The organism is Blautia sp. MSK.20.85 (genome assembly GCF_013317245.1).
In the GTDB taxonomy this organism is placed as follows: domain Bacteria; phylum Bacillota; class Clostridia; order Lachnospirales; family Lachnospiraceae; genus Blautia_A.
The window spans coordinates 1-16,411 of the sequence record NZ_JAAIUN010000047.1; the positions used below are offsets into that span (position 1 = coordinate 1).

General features: G+C 40.4%; 15 protein-coding genes and 2 pseudogenes. 2 read left to right on the plus strand and 15 right to left on the minus strand.

Features of this window, described 5'->3' with window-relative positions:
- Nucleotides 1-25: 25 nt before the first annotated feature.
- Together G5B12_RS16185 and G5B12_RS16190 are read right to left on the minus strand one after the other, a co-directional pair.
- On the minus strand, nt 26-1,087 hold the full coding sequence (locus G5B12_RS16185) for an integrase DNA-binding domain-containing protein (protein ID WP_244096127.1): 1,062 nt from the start codon (nt 1,085-1,087) through the stop codon (nt 26-28).
- A 231-nt stretch (nt 1,088-1,318) separates the two neighbouring features.
- A complete protein-coding gene (locus G5B12_RS16190) occupies nt 1,319-1,513 on the minus strand; it encodes a hypothetical protein (protein ID WP_012744323.1) in 195 nt (64 codons plus the stop codon).
- A 565-nt stretch (nt 1,514-2,078) separates the two neighbouring features.
- Between G5B12_RS16190 and G5B12_RS16195 the strand changes: the two genes are divergently transcribed.
- Nucleotides 2,079-2,648, plus strand: a complete 570-nt coding sequence (locus tag G5B12_RS16195; RefSeq protein WP_173788394.1) for a helix-turn-helix domain-containing protein — start codon at nt 2,079-2,081, stop codon at nt 2,646-2,648.
- A 270-nt stretch (nt 2,649-2,918) separates the two neighbouring features.
- Here the strand turns inward: G5B12_RS16195 and G5B12_RS17685 are convergent.
- From G5B12_RS17685 to G5B12_RS16225, 6 genes and pseudogenes are all read right to left on the minus strand, one after another.
- Nucleotides 2,919-3,026, minus strand: a pseudogene (locus tag G5B12_RS17685) (RNA polymerase subunit sigma); the annotation flags it as partial.
- A 486-nt stretch (nt 3,027-3,512) separates the two neighbouring features.
- Complete coding sequence (locus G5B12_RS16205; protein WP_173788393.1) at nt 3,513-4,010, minus strand: hypothetical protein; 498 nt, start codon at nt 4,008-4,010, stop codon at nt 3,513-3,515.
- 1 nt (nt 4,011) lies between these two features.
- A complete protein-coding gene (locus G5B12_RS16210) occupies nt 4,012-5,052 on the minus strand; it encodes a sensor histidine kinase (protein WP_174088847.1) in 1,041 nt (346 codons plus the stop codon).
- Nucleotides 5,049-5,732 (minus strand): response regulator transcription factor, encoded by a 684-nt coding sequence (locus G5B12_RS16215; RefSeq protein ID WP_243871028.1) that lies wholly within the window; start codon nt 5,730-5,732, stop codon nt 5,049-5,051. Before G5B12_RS16215 ends, G5B12_RS16210 begins: the two co-directional genes overlap by 4 nt.
- 28 nt (nt 5,733-5,760) lie before the next feature.
- On the minus strand, nt 5,761-7,911 hold the full coding sequence (locus G5B12_RS16220) for an ABC transporter permease (RefSeq protein ID WP_174088849.1): 2,151 nt from the start codon (nt 7,909-7,911) through the stop codon (nt 5,761-5,763).
- Nucleotides 7,901-8,683 carry an ABC transporter ATP-binding protein gene (locus G5B12_RS16225; protein WP_173788390.1) on the minus strand — a complete coding sequence of 261 codons (783 nt, stop codon included), beginning with the start codon at nt 8,681-8,683 and terminating at the stop codon, nt 7,901-7,903. Before G5B12_RS16225 ends, G5B12_RS16220 begins: the two co-directional genes overlap by 11 nt.
- A gap of 512 nt (nt 8,684-9,195) precedes the next feature.
- Between G5B12_RS16225 and G5B12_RS16230 the strand changes: the two are divergent.
- Nucleotides 9,196-9,411 (plus strand): annotated as a pseudogene (locus tag G5B12_RS16230) (helix-turn-helix domain-containing protein); the annotation flags it as partial.
- Nucleotides 9,412-9,608: 197 nt separating this feature from the next.
- On the opposite strand, the gene G5B12_RS16235 reads toward G5B12_RS16230, so the two are convergent.
- From G5B12_RS16235 to G5B12_RS16265, 7 genes are all read right to left on the minus strand, one after another.
- Complete coding sequence (locus G5B12_RS16235) at nt 9,609-10,319, minus strand: DUF6040 family protein (RefSeq protein ID WP_244096128.1); 711 nt, start codon at nt 10,317-10,319, stop codon at nt 9,609-9,611.
- Nucleotides 10,255-11,496, minus strand: coding sequence for a relaxase/mobilization nuclease domain-containing protein (locus G5B12_RS16240; RefSeq protein WP_173788389.1), 1,242 nt, complete (start codon nt 11,494-11,496; stop codon nt 10,255-10,257). Before G5B12_RS16240 ends, G5B12_RS16235 begins: the two co-directional genes overlap by 65 nt.
- Nucleotides 11,445-11,825 (minus strand): plasmid mobilization protein, encoded by a 381-nt coding sequence (locus tag G5B12_RS16245; protein ID WP_173788388.1) that lies wholly within the window; start codon nt 11,823-11,825, stop codon nt 11,445-11,447. The genes G5B12_RS16240 and G5B12_RS16245 overlap by 52 nt, the downstream gene beginning before the upstream one ends.
- Nucleotides 11,826-12,590: 765 nt before the next feature.
- A complete protein-coding gene (locus G5B12_RS16250; protein WP_174088851.1) occupies nt 12,591-13,043 on the minus strand; it encodes a hypothetical protein in 453 nt (150 codons plus the stop codon).
- Complete coding sequence (locus G5B12_RS16255; protein ID WP_174088853.1) at nt 13,040-13,984, minus strand: ParM/StbA family protein; 945 nt, start codon at nt 13,982-13,984, stop codon at nt 13,040-13,042. Before G5B12_RS16255 ends, G5B12_RS16250 begins: the two co-directional genes overlap by 4 nt.
- 193 nt (nt 13,985-14,177) lie before the next feature.
- Nucleotides 14,178-16,016 carry a DNA primase family protein gene (locus G5B12_RS16260; protein ID WP_334297809.1) on the minus strand — a complete coding sequence of 613 codons (1,839 nt, stop codon included), beginning with the start codon at nt 16,014-16,016 and terminating at the stop codon, nt 14,178-14,180.
- Nucleotides 16,017-16,127: 111 nt separating this feature from the next.
- Nucleotides 16,128-16,411: TnpV protein (locus G5B12_RS16265; protein WP_174088856.1), on the minus strand; the 284-nt coding region annotated here is incomplete at its 5' end.

Below are 16,411 nucleotides of genomic sequence, written 5' to 3' on the forward strand. Positions count from 1 at the left end.
AACCCCTTGTATTTACTGGAGTTTTCTAACTTGTCCTTATTATAACTCGACCATGCGATGAAATGGGAGGCATCAGCTCCGGCTCTCGTTTCTCTTCTTCTGCCAGTTTGCTTTCTTTCTTATTATAGGCATTGACAATATTTTTCAGAAAGCTGTTCACTCCCGCTGGCATAATCGGACGTCCATGCTTTGTATTGAAGATGAATCCACTGCGTCCACCGATCTCTACATTACTCTGCAAACCAAGCATCAAGTTCATCTCTCTCTGTTTACGGAACGCATCATATACCATCTGTGTCATAGGAATGTCTCTGATTCCTGCATCCGTTTTGGTTTCTGAATCATGAAAACAATATCCTTCATCACCTTCATAATATACAAGCTGTCCACCTACATGGATCTCCCGATTCTTCATATCCACATCTGACCAGGTTAAGCCGATGGTTTCACTCACTCTCAGGCAAGCCCCAAACATAACCTGCATCATTGGAAGATGAGGCTTATACACATTACTCTGTTCAACAAACTTCAGAAGTTTTTCCTGCTGTTCCAGTGTCAGTGCTTCTTTCTCTTTTGCCGGAGCCCCATAATCTCCAAGTGTTCCAGTTACCGGATTCTTACGGATAATCCCGTCTTCCACTGCCAGTTCAAAACTGGGATTCAATAAGCCATAAAGACCTTTGATCGTGCTGTGTGCCAGTCCTTCATCTGACAATGCTGAAAAGAACGTCCTTACGTGAGATGTCTTAAAATCTACAACACGAATATTTCCCAAAGTATTTCGTATCCGATAGTCCCACATACGGATATAATTCTTTTTCGTTCTTTCCTTGATATTCTTTGTTGCCATGTATCGCTCAAACAAAGTATTTACAGTCAGCTTCTTAACTGATGCGTCTGTAATAAGCAGATCATCCATATCCTTATTGATCTTCTTTTCCATTTCTCGCAGACTCGCCAGATCAGCTGCATAAACCGAATTACGCTTTCCGGTAATTTCATCCTTGTAGCGATACTCATAACGTCCATCCGGGCGCTGGTATTCACCTGTTTTTAAATTTCTGCCTTTATTATCTTTTCTTGCCATATCAATCATTCCTTTCACTTCATTTTTCGTTATTCGGAATGATTTTTGTCCTGTCGGTATCAGTCATTTACTGTCTGATATCTGCTCACAGATTAACATAATATTTTATGATTTCCAAGGGTAAATTCCTGCCAAATGCTAATTTTTATTTGCCTGTTTTACAGGAATATTTTCCCTTTTTTACTTTTCATTCCGAAGGAAAGTTGTTATATTTTATCTTCTCATCTTTCATTACACTGCCATTGCATCAAGATATCTTTTTATCTTATCCACGTTATAAAGAACACGTCTTCCAATAATCACTCTTGCTTCTGCATAATCTGCAATTTTCTTTGCAGTTACTTCTCCGCAGGATAACATTGCCATTAATCCTTCAATATCTACCGTCAGACGATTCTCAGCCTTATACTCTGTTGTTTTTCTCATGATGCACATACCTCCTTTCCTCCGTATTCTTCTGCATCACCTCCCAGACAGCGGTTATGCCCGTTGTCAGTACATATACTTTTTGTTTGGACTTCTTACGATGATTTTCCATTCTGTTCGGCGTGTTGGCTTCCATTTGTATATGGCGGTGTCAACGTTACAATTGACCTCTATCAGTAATCTTTCTGAATACTGGCAGCTTCTTCTCAAGCATACCAGCCGTTGCCGGAGTATCTTCGGTTTCCACATACTACTCTCTGATACAGCGGTGGAATCCTGTGTTACCTTTAAGCCCCGAAAGGCACCCATACAGCTCATTCAATTTTCAAGGTTCAATAATCAAAAGTTTTATAGGTATACATTTTTGTACCTATTTCGATTTAATGCCATTATATCCCCCGTTACTGCTAATGTCAATAGCACTTCATACGTTTTAGGTTCTTTTTTGTACTCTTTTTTATTGATTTTCTGCCAACTTGTGTTATAATATGGACAAATAGTTATTCATTTCTTGATTTCACTATCTTTAACGGATGTTTATCAGGACTAATGCAGAGGTGACTTTATGAATTTTAATCTGAAACTAAAAAAAATCCGGACATTCCGGAAAATGACACAAAAAGAACTGTCAGAGAAGATCGGACTGACCGATCAGCATAGAATTGTACAATATGAAAAAGGCGTTCGTGTTCCAAAAAAAGATCTGGTTGATAAAATGGCTAAGGCTCTTGATGTCAATCCTTATACCCTCTATGATACCGCTGGACGTGACGCTTCCGAAATGATGGAACTGCTTTTCTGGCTGGATGAATTTAATCCATCTGCATTGCATCTGTTTCTCCCTCGGAAATTTCCCGGTGAAAAATGCAATGAAGTAGCTGACACTTCCGTTTACTACCATGACAATGATAGCTGGCCTGCCCATGCTCCTGTCTGTATGTGGTTTGATTATGGGGTTCTGAATGATTTTCTGAAAGAATGGGTAGTTCGGATGGATGAACTGAAATCCGGTGAGATTACCAGAGATGAGTATTTTGAATGGAAAATCAACTGGCCGTATACCTGTGATGATTGCGGAAAGTTTGAACCTAAGAAACAATGGCGCTCTGCAAAATCAGAACTCAGTGAAACTTAGCAAAACTTAAATTCACTGCTTTTTTTCCTTTGGCAAAAGAAAACGCACTGTAAAACCAATAATCCAACGGTTTTCAGTGCTTTTTTCATGTTTTTTCTATTAAATTTTTCTCAAACACCTATATAAGTGAAACTTAGCGAAACTTAAATTATGCCCAATATGGAATATACTTTTTATACCTTGGTGCAGTATCCGGATCCATTACTTTAATATTCATAATCTCTTAATCGTTCTACGATAGAGCGATTTCCTGCAAATTTTTTATAGGATATGTGTACGAAGCTCTCTATGAGCGTCGCACGCTTCGTTGTGCAGTACCGCATTGCAATACTTCTGAAAAGAACATTGCTTATAAAATTCCCTGCTATTAGGTTCCACATTCTCACCTCCTCATTGAAAGTTGGTGGTGCTTCCCCCCTTTCGTCTGGCAATACTGCGTTTTGAAAAAACGCCGAACATTTTCGGAAATTTTTTCAAAAATTTTTTTGAACAGACAAAATGCGCCCGTCTGCAAGACGCAGACGGACGCAAAGGAAATGTAAGCAGTATTTAGATGATTTGACAGTTCATACTCATAGGTAGACCTGCCCGGAGGTGGAGCTATGCTTTTTTTAATTGATGAAGCTCATGGGTACAATGGAATACAAAAGTAGACACGGTGGCAAAACCTCCTAAATGCCGCCGTGTCAATTCACGGTGTCCGGGTCGTCGTAGGTTTGGGATAGACGAAAAGAAACGGCGGCTCTGAAAAATCAAAGCCGCCGCGATAGAATAGGCGCGTGAAAATATGTCTGCTTTACGACAGCTTTTTTTTGCCGTCGTCCGGCAGATGTTTTATACTATGTCAATTTCAAAAAGTTCTCTTTATCCTTTATTACTTTTCTGTTTTGTCTGATTTAAAAGCAAGATAACCAAAACAGAAATAGCTATACTGCATAGAATGTATGTCCAATTAAAATATGATAGATTGATTAAATTCTGTGCTGATTGATTTTTAATGAAGTTTGTGTATGGCGCGTTACTCTTAATCGCTTCCATAACTCCTAAAACATTTATCGGGCTTAAATTGTATAAGTACGCACCGAATAAATATATCGCTATCTTTTCAACAATGGACGGTATTAAAATAGCCAATGTAGAAAGCCATAATGGACATTGCTTGTGGGATTTCTGTAAATATACTGCCCCCAAAAGATATGGCAATATCGCAAGGCAACAGCCTAAAAGAACAATATTTTGATGAAGTCCAAAGAGGGCGAAGAATACACGGATAAAAAGATATGTTCCAAATATAATCAACCAATCAATGAGCAAGCCTTTTATTGGCGCGTGTTCTTTTATTGTTTCGTTTTGTAACTGCATTTCATTTCCTCCCAAATGGACGCTCCACTTTCGGAAACGTCAAGGTTACGGTTGTTCCACCGTAAGAATTGTTTTTTAGCTCCACCGTGATGGACAGGTCAGTTGCCATTTTCTGAACAAGGTATAACCCCATACCCGTAGAACGACTAAGGTAACTGCCCGTGTCTCCAGTAAACCCCTTGTCGAAAACAAATGGTAAGTCAGACAACGGTATGCTTGTGCCGTTGTCTTTAATAGATAAAGAAATCTGTTCACTATCAGCAATGGAAAAGAGAATCTGGGGAGCAGGATTGTTCCCCGCATATTTCACGCTATTGCTGATTATCTGTCCTAAAATGAACATCAAACCTTTTTTGTCAGAAATCACTTGATAATCGTTTTCGGTATATTCAACAAAAAATCCGGTTTCTTCAAGAAGCGTTAAATTATCTTCAACTGCTTCACGACAAGTTTCAAGAATTGAAAGCGGCTCAAAAAAGTAATCCTTATGAGTAGCCCCAAGCCTTGAAAAGTACAGAATTTGTTCTATATCCTGTCGGGTATGGTCGCGTACATACAGCATACGGGTATGAACCAAAGGGGACATTTCATCTTTTCGATTGTCCAGTAGCAAGGTCATAAGGGATAGCGGTTTTTTAATTTCATGTACCCAATTTTCAATGTAGTGTTCATAATCTGTAACTGTAATTTTCTGTTCGTTGATATATTCCTGCTGTGTCCTCAAATGCTGCCCCAATTCACAGATATAAGGGCGTAATACTGCGGGAACAGCTTCACACAGTAAGTATTCGTTGGTATCGTTCGGTTCCAATAGAAAATGCCGAAAAATAGCGTCTGCCCTGTTGCGTTTTCTGATTGAAATAGCAAGAGGAATAGCAAATGCGGCAAATGATACAAAAATTATCAATGCAATATAGTTGATATAATAATCGGGATTAGCCAACCATGCAAGGAATATAAAGAACAAGTCCAAACAGGCAAGTGTGATAATCCATACACGATTAGAGGAAATATAGGTTAAAAGTATTTTTAGCTTCTTCATAATCGCGCCTGCTCTTTCAAGCGGTAGCCTTGCCCGCGTACTGTTTCTATCCGTTCTTCAAGACCAAATTCACGGAGCGTTTTCCTCAATCGTGTAAAGGTTACTTGCAGCGCATTTTCGTCAATGTATTCTTCCGTCCCCCAAAGCACGTTGCACAGCTCATGTTTGGCAACAAGCTCAGGGCTTTTCTTCAAAAGCGCAAGCAATATTTTCCCCTCATTTGGAGGCATGAGGGAAGAACTCTTTCCCACATAGATGGTAAAGGTGTTTGGGTCAAGTAAAAATCCATTCCCGTCCAGTAAACCTTGCCGTATCTGTTCCTCTTTGCGTCGTAATAAATTTTTAATGCGGGCAAGCAGGCGCTCTATATTACACGGCTTTGTTAAGTAGTCATCAGCTCCCAATCCTAATGCGTGAAGTTCGTCCTGCAATTTATCTCTTGCTGTCAATACCAACACTGTTCCAAGCTCCTTTGCTTTTAATTCTTTGCAGATTTCAAAGCCGGAATGAAATGGAAGATTTATGTCGAGTAAAACCAAATCGGGGGAATACTCTGTAATTTCCGATACTGCGTTTTCAAAATCAAATAACGAGGCTGTTTCATATCCCGACTTTCTCAATAAATCAATCAATTCTTCCCGCATATAAACATCATCTTCAACTACCATAATTCGTGCCAATACGACCACCTCCTTTCCCGTAAGCCTGTTATGAATTAGGCTTGTAATTTATTTTTCCGATTTCCCGCGTAGCTGTCCGGGCAACAGCCACACCGTAAATTGCCATAATAAGAACGACCGTAAATGCCATAATAATCAACAACGGATAAGATTGCCCGATCCTTGTGCTGTCAGAGTATAAATGTTGCTGCATTGCATAAAGACCAACCGTACCACTTATACAAGCCAATATTAGGGGGAGCAGGAAATACCATAAAACTTGTTTATAAATTGACCGCTTTATCTGTTCTCGCCTCGCACCCAAAATTGAGAGTGTCAAATATCTTGATTTTGTCGATTGCATTTGTGTTAAGAATTGCAAAGCAAGCAATGCACACGCAATAATCAATAGCATAAAGCCCATATATAAAGTCGTGTAACTCCCGGAGATAAGATAAAATAGTTGCCGCCCGAAATTATCAAGATAGCTTTCGTAATACAGACCGGACGGCTTCAGCAAATCGCGTGCTTCCATTACGGACAGCATCAGTCCGTTTGCTTCTAAAAGCTCATTCGGAATACAGAAATTCCAATATACAGAACATGTGTCCGGGTCTACATAGTTACGATATATCTCGTCGGAAACAATCAATGCGGTTACAATTTTAACATTTTCATCAGCGGTAAGTCCTTTCATCGGTACAGACGGAACAAGTGTAACCGGATTTTTGTCAATGGAAATCAACGCATTACCGTTTGTCTGTGCGTTCTCTGCAATCCTGTCTAACAGAGCAACGGTATCTTCCTGTTCATCTTCTAAAAAGTCCGGATTGAGGTAAAAAACAGCTTCGTCATTTTCAAGATTTATTTGCTTTTCTCCTGCGGCTTCCAACAAACGATTATATGATGAAACTGGGATCATATAAGGAGCAACACTCCCCGTATCAATAAATCCAAGCAGATTAAGGGCTGCGGATTGATGTGAGCCTAATTCGTAACTGGCAGCTTCTTGTGTAGCAGGGTCTATTACACCCTCTGGCAAGTTTTGAACAATCTCTTTTCTTAATACAGACCAGTCAACAAAGGATTTCATTTCCCCGGAAGCAGGATGTTTCATGTTCCCTGTTTCCATACGGTTCAGATTAGCTACATAAACTCGCATTTGGTTGTCGGAAAGGTATTGCTCAACATTCTGTTCTTCGCCCATTACTGTAAAATCATAGACAGCAGAAGTTCTTGTCAATTCATTCCCATGGGACATAATCGTTGCAGAACCATTTGCAATAAACATAATGGTAAGCATCATCAGAATAGACGCAACACTAATTGAAATATATTTATAAACAACATTCTCGTGAAGCTGTCGCAAAGTAAATACATAAAGTCCATTTGTCGCTTTCCGTTTGTTAGAAGCAGCTACTATACTTAAAAGCCGGGCAATGCCTCGGATAAAAAGAATTGTTCCGGCAATTCCGAGCAGGACAGCAACAAGCAGCATTACACCACCGCCAGCCATGAAGTGTTCTATGGCAACCCAGTATGCAACAAGTAAAACTGCCGTACCAATTACAAGGGATAGCAAACTTCCGTGTGTGCTGCCCGTGTGTTGTTTTTTTGCCATTTCTCCATAAAGCAGCTGGTGGACTTCTTTCTTAAACAATTTTCCGCATAGTATAAACAGCGCCACACATTGGATGATTAAAAATCCCAATATCGTAAAGAAAACTGCGCTTAATGAAAAACTTGATTGATGCGCAATAATCCCGTGTCCGACTAAACGCGACGTTGCAAGGCTAATAACTTCGGATAGAAAACCACCGCAGATAAGTCCACCCAAAAGAGCGACAAGTGAAGTGATAAGTCCCTCCGCCATAATTTGCGTAAATAATCGGGTCTTTGTCATACCAAACATCAAATATAACCCCAATTCCCGACTGCGACATTCGAGCTGATACTTATTTGCAAATACTACAAGGAAAAATACAAATAATAATGCACAAACATAGACAGTAGGCAAAAGGTTTGTAAGCAGCCGTTCCACGGCGTCGCTTTCAAGGCTACTTAAAAAGCGTATCACGTCCTGCGCTCCGAGAGAAAGCACAATGTAAAATGCCGCTACCGCTGTTACCATTGTCAGAAAGTAAATCAGATTTTCGTTACGGCTACGTTTGGATTTTCTCCATGCAAGGTTAAAGAACATTTGCGCTCCCTCCTCCCATTTGCGCCATTACCTGTAATATGCGCGCATAAAATTCTTCCCGTGTTTCTGCCGGAACTTTGCGACGCAATTCATGGAAAATAACGCCGTCCTGTATGAACAAAATGCGGGAACAGAAACTTGCTGCGTTAGGGTCATGCGTAACCATTAAAATGGTACGTCCTTGCGCTTGATTGACTTCCCGTAATTTTTCCATGAGCATCCGCGCTGCTTTTGTATCTAATGCACCTGTCGGCTCGTCGGCCAAAATAATATCTGGATCAGAAATCAAACTGCGGGCTGCGGCTACACGCTGCTTTTGACCGCCGGACATTTGCGCCGGAAACTTTGAAAGAACATCAGTAATTCCAAGAAACCCGGCTATATCACTTAGGCGTTTCTCGGCTATGGAAATATCTATATTGTGAATGGATAAGGGCAACAAAATATTTTCTCTGCCTGTCAAATTATCAAGCAAAGCAAAGTCTTGAAACAGATAACCAATTCTATTTCCACGGTATTCCGCTAACTTAGCACCGTCAAAGGCACTTATATTCGCCCCGGAGAGCAAAATTTGTCCAGAGGTTGGTTTAATAACCGTAGCAATACAATTCAGTAATGTTGTTTTCCCGGAGCCGCTGGCTCCCATGATTCCCAAAAATTCGCCTTTGAGAACGTCAAAGGTAATTCCGTTTAATGCTTTTGTGGGAACGCCCTCTTTGGAATATGCTTTGTGCAGGTCGCGTACTTCTAAAAGCCTTTTTTTATAATCCATATTTAACACCTCGTTTTCGTTTGCGCTTTGGGGTTGAGCAAAACTCCGATTTGTTCATGAGGCTATACAATAAATAGTGCCATTTGGCTTACTTAAAACCTATATATCGTGGCTCGACTTTGCAAAACTCGCGTTTTGCTCAACCCTATTTGTGCTTCTTTACAATTAGAATTTTACTGCACAATGTGTAAATGCACCACTTACATTTGATGTAAGGTTTTCTTGCGTGCATTTCATCTCTATTCTTTGAAATGTTTCCTGCGTCCGTCTACGGGTTTTTCTGCCTCCTTTGGTATCAGCCACATATACCCCAGTTTTGAAACGCCCGGTATGCGGTTTTGGCTGCAAAGTATCTGTACCCGTCCTTTCTTTACACGTTATCAGTATAATTGTACGCGGACAGACGAATAATAACAAGTGTCTGATTGTGAATTATTTTGGTGCATTATAGGAATTGTATAGACATATCCAAAGAGAAAGGGGAACAGTAAAATGTAACTGGGTGAATGAATATGGCAAAAAGACCAGTAGAAAAATATGACTTCAAGACTTTTGGAGAAGCGATAAAAGCAGCGCGGACAGGGAGAAAAGAGAGCCGCAAGAAAGTAAGCGACGAAATGTTTATTTCCCCTCGCTACCTTGCGAACATTGAGAACAACGGGCAACACCCAAGTCTGCAAATCTTTTTTGAGCTTATGCTCCGTTATGATATATCCGTAGACCAGTTTTCGGGTAGTGCATATCAAGGCTCAATCCGAAAGTAGTAAATTAGTAGTAAATTTGATGTGCTAACCTCTGAAAATTCCTGTAAATCAAGGAAAATTCGAGACAATCAACATTTTATTATAAAATCAATTCGTGTTTGTTTCAAAAGCGGTTTTTACTAAAAATGCATCTTCTGTTTTTAGATATTATTACCATGCATTTACATATACTCAAACTTCTTTCTAAGATACACTCTGAGTAATACGACTCCCATATTGATGAACACAAATAGCAGGATCAAATTCACAGGCAGATACTCTCTGATTACATTTCCAAGTACTGCTATCCCCGAAAGACTTCCAATTAAAAACATCTGTGAAATTTCATCCCACATTTCTTTGTATCGTTTTACTACTTCCACGGTTATTATCATCACGATTGCCAATATAAAAAGCACAGCTACGATTGCCAGAATCCTGATAACCCATACTTCTCCACCCGTATATGCTATTTTCTGGTTAAATCCATTATCATAAGTTGGGTATGCCAGCCATTTACAAAATCGAACATACCACATGAATGGAGTCATGAAAAAATCTATGAAATCATGTTGAAATGCACCATTCTGTAGAATTGCAAACAGAACTACCGTAATGTATCCCATTCCCCAGAAATACTCCATAGCCTTCATGTTTTTCGTTCTGTCCCTTACTTCTTTTTTCGCTTTACGAATTTCCAGCTCAGCATGTTTCTTTTCGTTACGGGCTTTGAATTCTGCCTGCTCTATCTTTTTTTCTGCTTCTTTCTGTTTCTTCTGTGCTTCATCTACTGCCTCAACAGATGATTTATTCACCTGTATCTGCAATTTAGAGTTCTGGTCCCGAACGTCTTTTATTTCTTCTTCGAGCTGCTCTTGCTCGTTCCTGCTCATTAAGCCATTTCTGTTTCTCAGATCGTCGTTGCTCTGCTGAAGCGATTGATTCAATTTCTGCGTTTCGGACAGTTCGGTTGTCAGACGCTGAATTTCTACGGTTGATTTCCGAACTTCTTCTCGCAATCTCTGCCTGTCGAATAAGATTATCTGTTTCTCTTCTTCCAGTGTCTGTATCTGCTTTTTCTGTGTTCGCATGAACTCTTTCGCTTTTTCGAAACTTTGTACGAGAATATCCCTCTCCACTTTGAGTTTGATCGATGATTCCTCTGGTGTCTGTGATGGCTGCGTCAAGCTCTCTGTAATAGTTTCTGAGTTCGTCGTTTGCTCTGCTGTCTCTGTCGGCTGCAGCTCTGGATTTTTCCCTATTTCCATTAAATTCATTCTCCAATCCCTCCTTACTGATATCCAGATGAAATGTTTTTGACAAATTGCTGTCTCGCACCTTCTTCCCATCCTGGTTCTGAAAAGTGATGTGCTTCCGTTTCTCTGACCAGTTTACATTCCATCCAAACTGTTTCATTTTTTCTATAAACTTGTCTTTGCTGATACAATTTTCCAGTGCCTTTAATACTGCCATTGCACAGTCCGCTACAAAACTGTCCTTTACCTGCTGACAGAACAGGTTATATTTATCCTTGCTCCATGCAATGACTTCCCCTTTTTCAATCTGGCTCCCATCAAAGTGCTTTCCTTTCTCGGTAACTGTCAGTCCACGTTCTCGGCACATCCGATTGGTAAGCTGTTTCATACGTTCCAGATCCTTTTTGGTGTTATGCAGCTTTCTCCCATCTTCATAACTTACTGAATTGGTAACCAGATGGCAGTGGATATGTTCTTTATCCTTATGTACCGCTACTAAGGTCTGAAATCCACTGAACCATGTTTCCGCAAATTGTTTTCCAAATTCTAATGCCTGCTCCGGAGTAATCTGCTCGTCCTTATGCCAGGAAATAATGTTGTGGGCATACATTCTCCCGGTATCCTTATCCCACATTTTCTTTTCTTCCAAAAAGGTTCTGTACACCAGATCATAATTGATTTCATCATGACAATATGGGCCTGTTACATAAGTCAGTAGCTCACTTGTTTTGTCCTGACGCAAAACGTATTCGATGCAGTTTCTCATTGCTCCATGTGAATTTGTCCGCTTATTAATCGTCTTATTAATAGCCATATCTTTTCACTCTCCTTCCGGTACTTAAGAATATTTTTATTGAGGAAATACAACATACTGTCGTTTGGGATTTCTCCATCTGTATGCAGTTTTCTTGCAATCTGATTGATATTTGTAGTCGCTCCCCGGAGCTGACAAAGGATGTCTGCAAACATCTGGTTCAGTCCTTTCAGTTCTTCCACTTCCTCTACAGATGCTATCTTCAAGTCTGCGATTGCTTTTATCACAACTTCCTGCTGTGTTCTTCCGGATTCTTTAACCTTATTCTGAAACAGATCGTATTCTTCTTTATTCATCCGTATGGTTACTGTATAATTTCGTTTTCTCATAGGCTTTCGTCTCCTTTCTTTCCTTGATTTTCATTCTTTATCAATAGGCACGGCGTTTCGGCTAAAATTAACAGGGATTCCATAAGGGGCAAAGCCCCTTTGGTGGGTGCAGGGTGAAACCCTAGTCAATCAGTAAGTGTTCCGTAGGAATGTCCGGTGGACATTTCGCAGGGATACTTACGCTATTGACGTGCCGGGGTTCCAAGGGGCAGAGCCCTCTGGCAAGTTTAGGAACAGCCCAAAGGCTGGCTCCGGTGCAGAGTGGCTTGCCACTTTGCGAAACTTGCCTGTCATCTCCCCACCATTGAATCGACACCCACCAAGCCATATTTTCCGCCCTACGTTATCAGATCAAGATGGAGATGACGGTGGTTTTGTGGTGCAGGGACAGACTGTGGAAGAAATGGAAAAGCTTCCATTTCGATAGATTTTCTCTTTCTGAAACAGACTGTTCATGCATCACTCCGATGCGAAGTATCGGACAATCATGTGCCGTATCCGGCACTCTATTCTTTTCTTCGCCTTGCTTGTTCAATCCACCCATCTGCCAACGCTTTTCTGTTATATTTTCCTGTTATTTCTGTCTTTCTTTTTCTGGATCTCTTTCCATTTCTGCTAAAAGACATAAAAATAGCAGTCATAAACATTTCTCCAATTCATAACGTCTGAAATGCCATCACTGCCATTGTTTTTTCTGCTATTCTATTTTTGTGAAGCTACTCCTTACTGTCAGTTTTTTTCCTGTTACTGCTATTTCATAACCATCTAAAAACTGTCTGCAAAATCCAGTGCTGCATCCATATCAGCTTCTTTCTCCCAGTCCAGATTATCTTCTGCAATCTCTCCATCCGTTTTCTCCATTGTTAGTGTTCTGTCCGGCAGATCACTTTCTCCTACCGATTCTTTTACAAACGGTACAAGCATTTCCATCAGATTCTTCGCTATAGCCATCGGAACAGATTCTTTCACTCCATCCCTGACAGCTGTTTCCACTCTTTCCAGAAAAGCATCTTCCTTTTCTCTGGTTTCCAGATACGGATCTACTTCATTTCTGTACTCTCTGGAAAAATAATCATTCAACGCCACTACAACAGCTCTGGTGTACGATTTATATTTTTCCCTGTCCATCGTCTGCAAATATTCCCATGCCTGCCTGTCCTGTTCATCACAAAGATTCAAACGGATATTTGTGTTGATGATTTTCCGTTCTTTTCTCATACAAGCATCCCTCCGTTTCTCTGGATTTTCCTTACAGTCATTGCTTCATAGCCTTTCGCTGTGGCACAGATGTCCCGTACAATTGTCACCCGGCTCTTGTCATATTCTCCAAAATTCTGGATCATACAACCGCCACCACCAACCACATACAGACGCATCAGTTCTGGATTGTATTCCCGTTCTCTCAGCTTATGGAAGATTTCTTTCGTATAATCTCCGGCAGCTTTACGAATGACTGTCAGATATTTCTCACCAATATCTGCTGTCCCGGTACGGATCACCTGCTCAATCACCAGATCGTCCACCACTGTTCCCAGTTCTTTCAGCAGGGATTCCCTTACAGCAAGCACACACTGATGCGTTCCATATTTCTCTGTAAAGCATTTCTTCTCTAATGGACGGGAATTGTTGATATACATGATGTTCATAGTTCCGTTTCCAATATCCACAAGCATGTTGATTCCTTTGAAATCCTGTAAGCGGTAAAAGGCTGCTGCAAATCCCTGTGGGTAAATATCAGCGCCTGCAAACTCTACATGATACTCTTTATTGCGGAATATAAAATCCACGCTTTCATTCTGGAGAAGATATTTCTGGAAATCTTCTTTCTGTGTAGCTACCCAGGTAAGGGGAAGTCCGGCTGCAATGTGTACCTTTGCCCGATTCATTCCTTTCCCATCAAGTTCTCTTGCGATAGCCGCCAGTGTCAACACATAATAGTCCTCGTCCTGCGTTTTCTCTGCACAGAACTCTTTGTGTTCCTCTCCGATCTGGTAATACATGCCATTGTAAACAAGAAGATTATTCTGGAAGATTGGCTCCTTGTCATATCTGGCTACACCGGATGGAAAACATCTAGTGGCTGTTTTCATGTTTCCATACCCATGATCGATCCCGATCACTGTAACTGTCTCATTATTGTTGTTTTTCATCATTCTCATAATCATACCTCATACTTTCTTAACTTTTATTTTGGACTTTCTCCCAAATTCGGGAAAACTTATATTTGTATCAGCTAAAATGTTGATACATAAAAAGGGCAGTCAGTGTAAAAAAAGCAAAATTTTATGTACTCTGGCAGCTATCTTTATTATTTCTCCTGCTCCGGTAACATTTCTTTTTGCTTATTTTGCCCTAAATGCCCTTAATTCCCTGATTCATATTTAACTGTAACTGTTTATAATCTGTATCTGTTTCTTCAAAAGGTATTCTTTCTTCTGGATCTACAGGACAAAAATCTTCTTCCTTAACTGCAATATCCTGATAATAGAACTCACCATTGTACTGCTTCAGAAGGAAACCTTTATCTGTCATATTCCTGAAAAAGTTGGATTTACCATGCCCCTGTCTGCCATTCTCTTTGCAGTATTCCTCATACATATGGAACACTTCACTTCGTTTCAGACGTTTTCCTTTGGCACGCACCAATGACTCATCAATAAAAGCACAAATACTATCTGACGTCCGTTGCACTTCTCTTACACATTCTTTGCTGTGTTCGCTCTCTGTGAACTTTCCCTGTTCGTACAGATTTTTCAATGCAATCATCGCCATATGAATTGCATAATCGGATTCTGCCTGTACCTTTTCCTTTAAGTGCAGATCTTTTTCACCACTTTTTACTACCCGGTTCATATCGAGAATCAGTAGTCTACGATAAAAAGCATCTGACTTATCCTCAAGATTCTGTGGCATTTCATTGGTAGAAAAAAGCAGCTTTGCATAAGAGTGAAAATGAATTGCATCCTGTCCTTTTTTCTCATAAATCAGTGTGTCCTCACCGACTGCTTTCTTTAATACATCTGTGTTCTCCATTGCTTTGCAGGGAATATCCGCACAGGCATTTAACAGCTTTCCATACATTCCAGTCGCATAGAATCGTTTATTTAAATCCTGTAAAGAAATACTGGACATATTGGTGATTCCAACTACATGCTGGATCAGCGATACTGCCACAGACTTTCCGGTTCCACCATTTCCTTTCAGTGTAAGGAATTTCTGAAACTGCGTGTCCTGTGTCATGCAATAGCCAAAATACTCCCAGAATGTCTGCTGCTCTTCTTTGTTCGGTAAAGACGATGCAAGATACTTTTTGATATTTTCTCCACCCTGCAGCACCTGCTCCCTGTCCTCCGGATAATAGGGAAATGTTATCTGATTGATTGTCAGATAATCTGGATTGTGTTCCAGCATTTCACCCGTAACCGGATCATAATATCCATTTTTGAAATTGATCCACCGCACAGGCTGTTTATTTAGTTCATATGCCTCTCGGTGAACTTTTGGCTGTGTGATCAGTAGATTATAGATTCTTTTGATCACTCCACTCTGTACCTGGTCACGATAGATCAGCTTCTGGATACGGTATTTCATTCTTACCCCATCATGGTCTTCCAGGAAAACGCCGTGTTCATAATAATAAGGTGTGATTCCCACCACAAAAAACTGAACATTCTCCACCAGGTAATCTACAATCTCCATATCCCGGACACCTTTCACATTCCCTTTTGCATCAAATAAGTGAAAACGGCTCAGTTCCGGTTCTTCTTTCGGATCTCGCTCAAACCGAAGAATATACTGTTCCAGTAATTTTTCAACTTCCTTCTGATTATCCAGTTTGCCAAGATACTCTTTCTCTTTGAACAACTGCCAGCCCGCTTTTCCATCAAGACCAGCGTCTTTGAAAAATGTCTGTAACTTATCATTCATCCACTTCACCGTACAGGCAGTCACATAATGATAGGCACTCTGACAGCTTCCAGTAAACTGAATAGATCTCATTTCCTCTATAAAGGAATCTGCACTGAAATAATACCCGTCATCTTCCTGCACCAGACAAAGTGCCTGATAACCTGACATCACAATATTCAACGCTATATCCTGATTGTCCACCAGAAAGATATAGGTCTGTGCTGTCCCTTCTGGATTGGTTTCCATATAATGCTTCAAAAACTTCTTGTTCAAACTTATCACTTCCTTTCAGGCAAAGAAAAAGACGCAAGTCATATTTTATGACTCACGCCTTACTTCGCTTACAATATTCAATTTTCATTAGTTATCTGCCAGATTGTTTACTGGTAACGTTTATACATAAATCAATTCTTTAAGGATAATCTCTTCTGCAATCGCTCTATGCTGATTGGCAGCTCTTACCCATGCCATTTGATCTACTTCTTTGTCTGGCAATGGTTCTTTTTCTTCCAACTGCTTCAGGATCACTTCTTCCCGTTCTCTGGCTGCCTTATCTACTTCCAGAAGATGCTCTCCAATGGTGTCCTGCAGAAGCATCACCTGATAGGTTGAATTTCGATGATTCTTCAGATAATCTCTGCGAAGAAAACCATACTTGCCAAGTTGCTCCATCTGCT

Bases quoted from the DNA above. Each gene is read 5' to 3' on its own strand.
- G5B12_RS16240 (WP_173788389.1), bottom strand. From the start codon at position 11,496: ATGGCTATTAATAAGACGATTAATAAGCGGACAAATTCACATGGAGCA.
- G5B12_RS16245 (WP_173788388.1), bottom strand. From the start codon at position 11,825: ATGAGAAAACGAAATTATACAGTAACCATACGGATGAATAAAGAAGAA.
- G5B12_RS16235 (WP_244096128.1), bottom strand. From the start codon at position 10,319: ATGAGCAGGAACGAGCAAGAGCAGCTCGAAGAAGAAATAAAAGACGTT.
- G5B12_RS16250 (WP_174088851.1), bottom strand. From the start codon at position 13,043: ATGAGAAAAGAACGGAAAATCATCAACACAAATATCCGTTTGAATCTT.
- G5B12_RS16220 (WP_174088849.1), bottom strand. From the start codon at position 7,911: ATGTTCTTTAACCTTGCATGGAGAAAATCCAAACGTAGCCGTAACGAA.
- G5B12_RS16195 (WP_173788394.1), top strand. From the start codon at position 2,079: ATGAATTTTAATCTGAAACTAAAAAAAATCCGGACATTCCGGAAAATG.
- G5B12_RS16205 (WP_173788393.1), bottom strand. From the start codon at position 4,010: ATGCAGTTACAAAACGAAACAATAAAAGAACACGCGCCAATAAAAGGC.
- G5B12_RS16210 (WP_174088847.1), bottom strand. From the start codon at position 5,052: ATGAAGAAGCTAAAAATACTTTTAACCTATATTTCCTCTAATCGTGTA.
- G5B12_RS16185 (WP_244096127.1), bottom strand. From the start codon at position 1,087: ATGGCAAGAAAAGATAATAAAGGCAGAAATTTAAAAACAGGTGAATAC.
- G5B12_RS16190 (WP_012744323.1), bottom strand. From the start codon at position 1,513: ATGAGAAAAACAACAGAGTATAAGGCTGAGAATCGTCTGACGGTAGAT.
- G5B12_RS16225 (WP_173788390.1), bottom strand. From the start codon at position 8,683: ATGGATTATAAAAAAAGGCTTTTAGAAGTACGCGACCTGCACAAAGCA.
- G5B12_RS16255 (WP_174088853.1), bottom strand. From the start codon at position 13,984: ATGAGAATGATGAAAAACAACAATAATGAGACAGTTACAGTGATCGGG.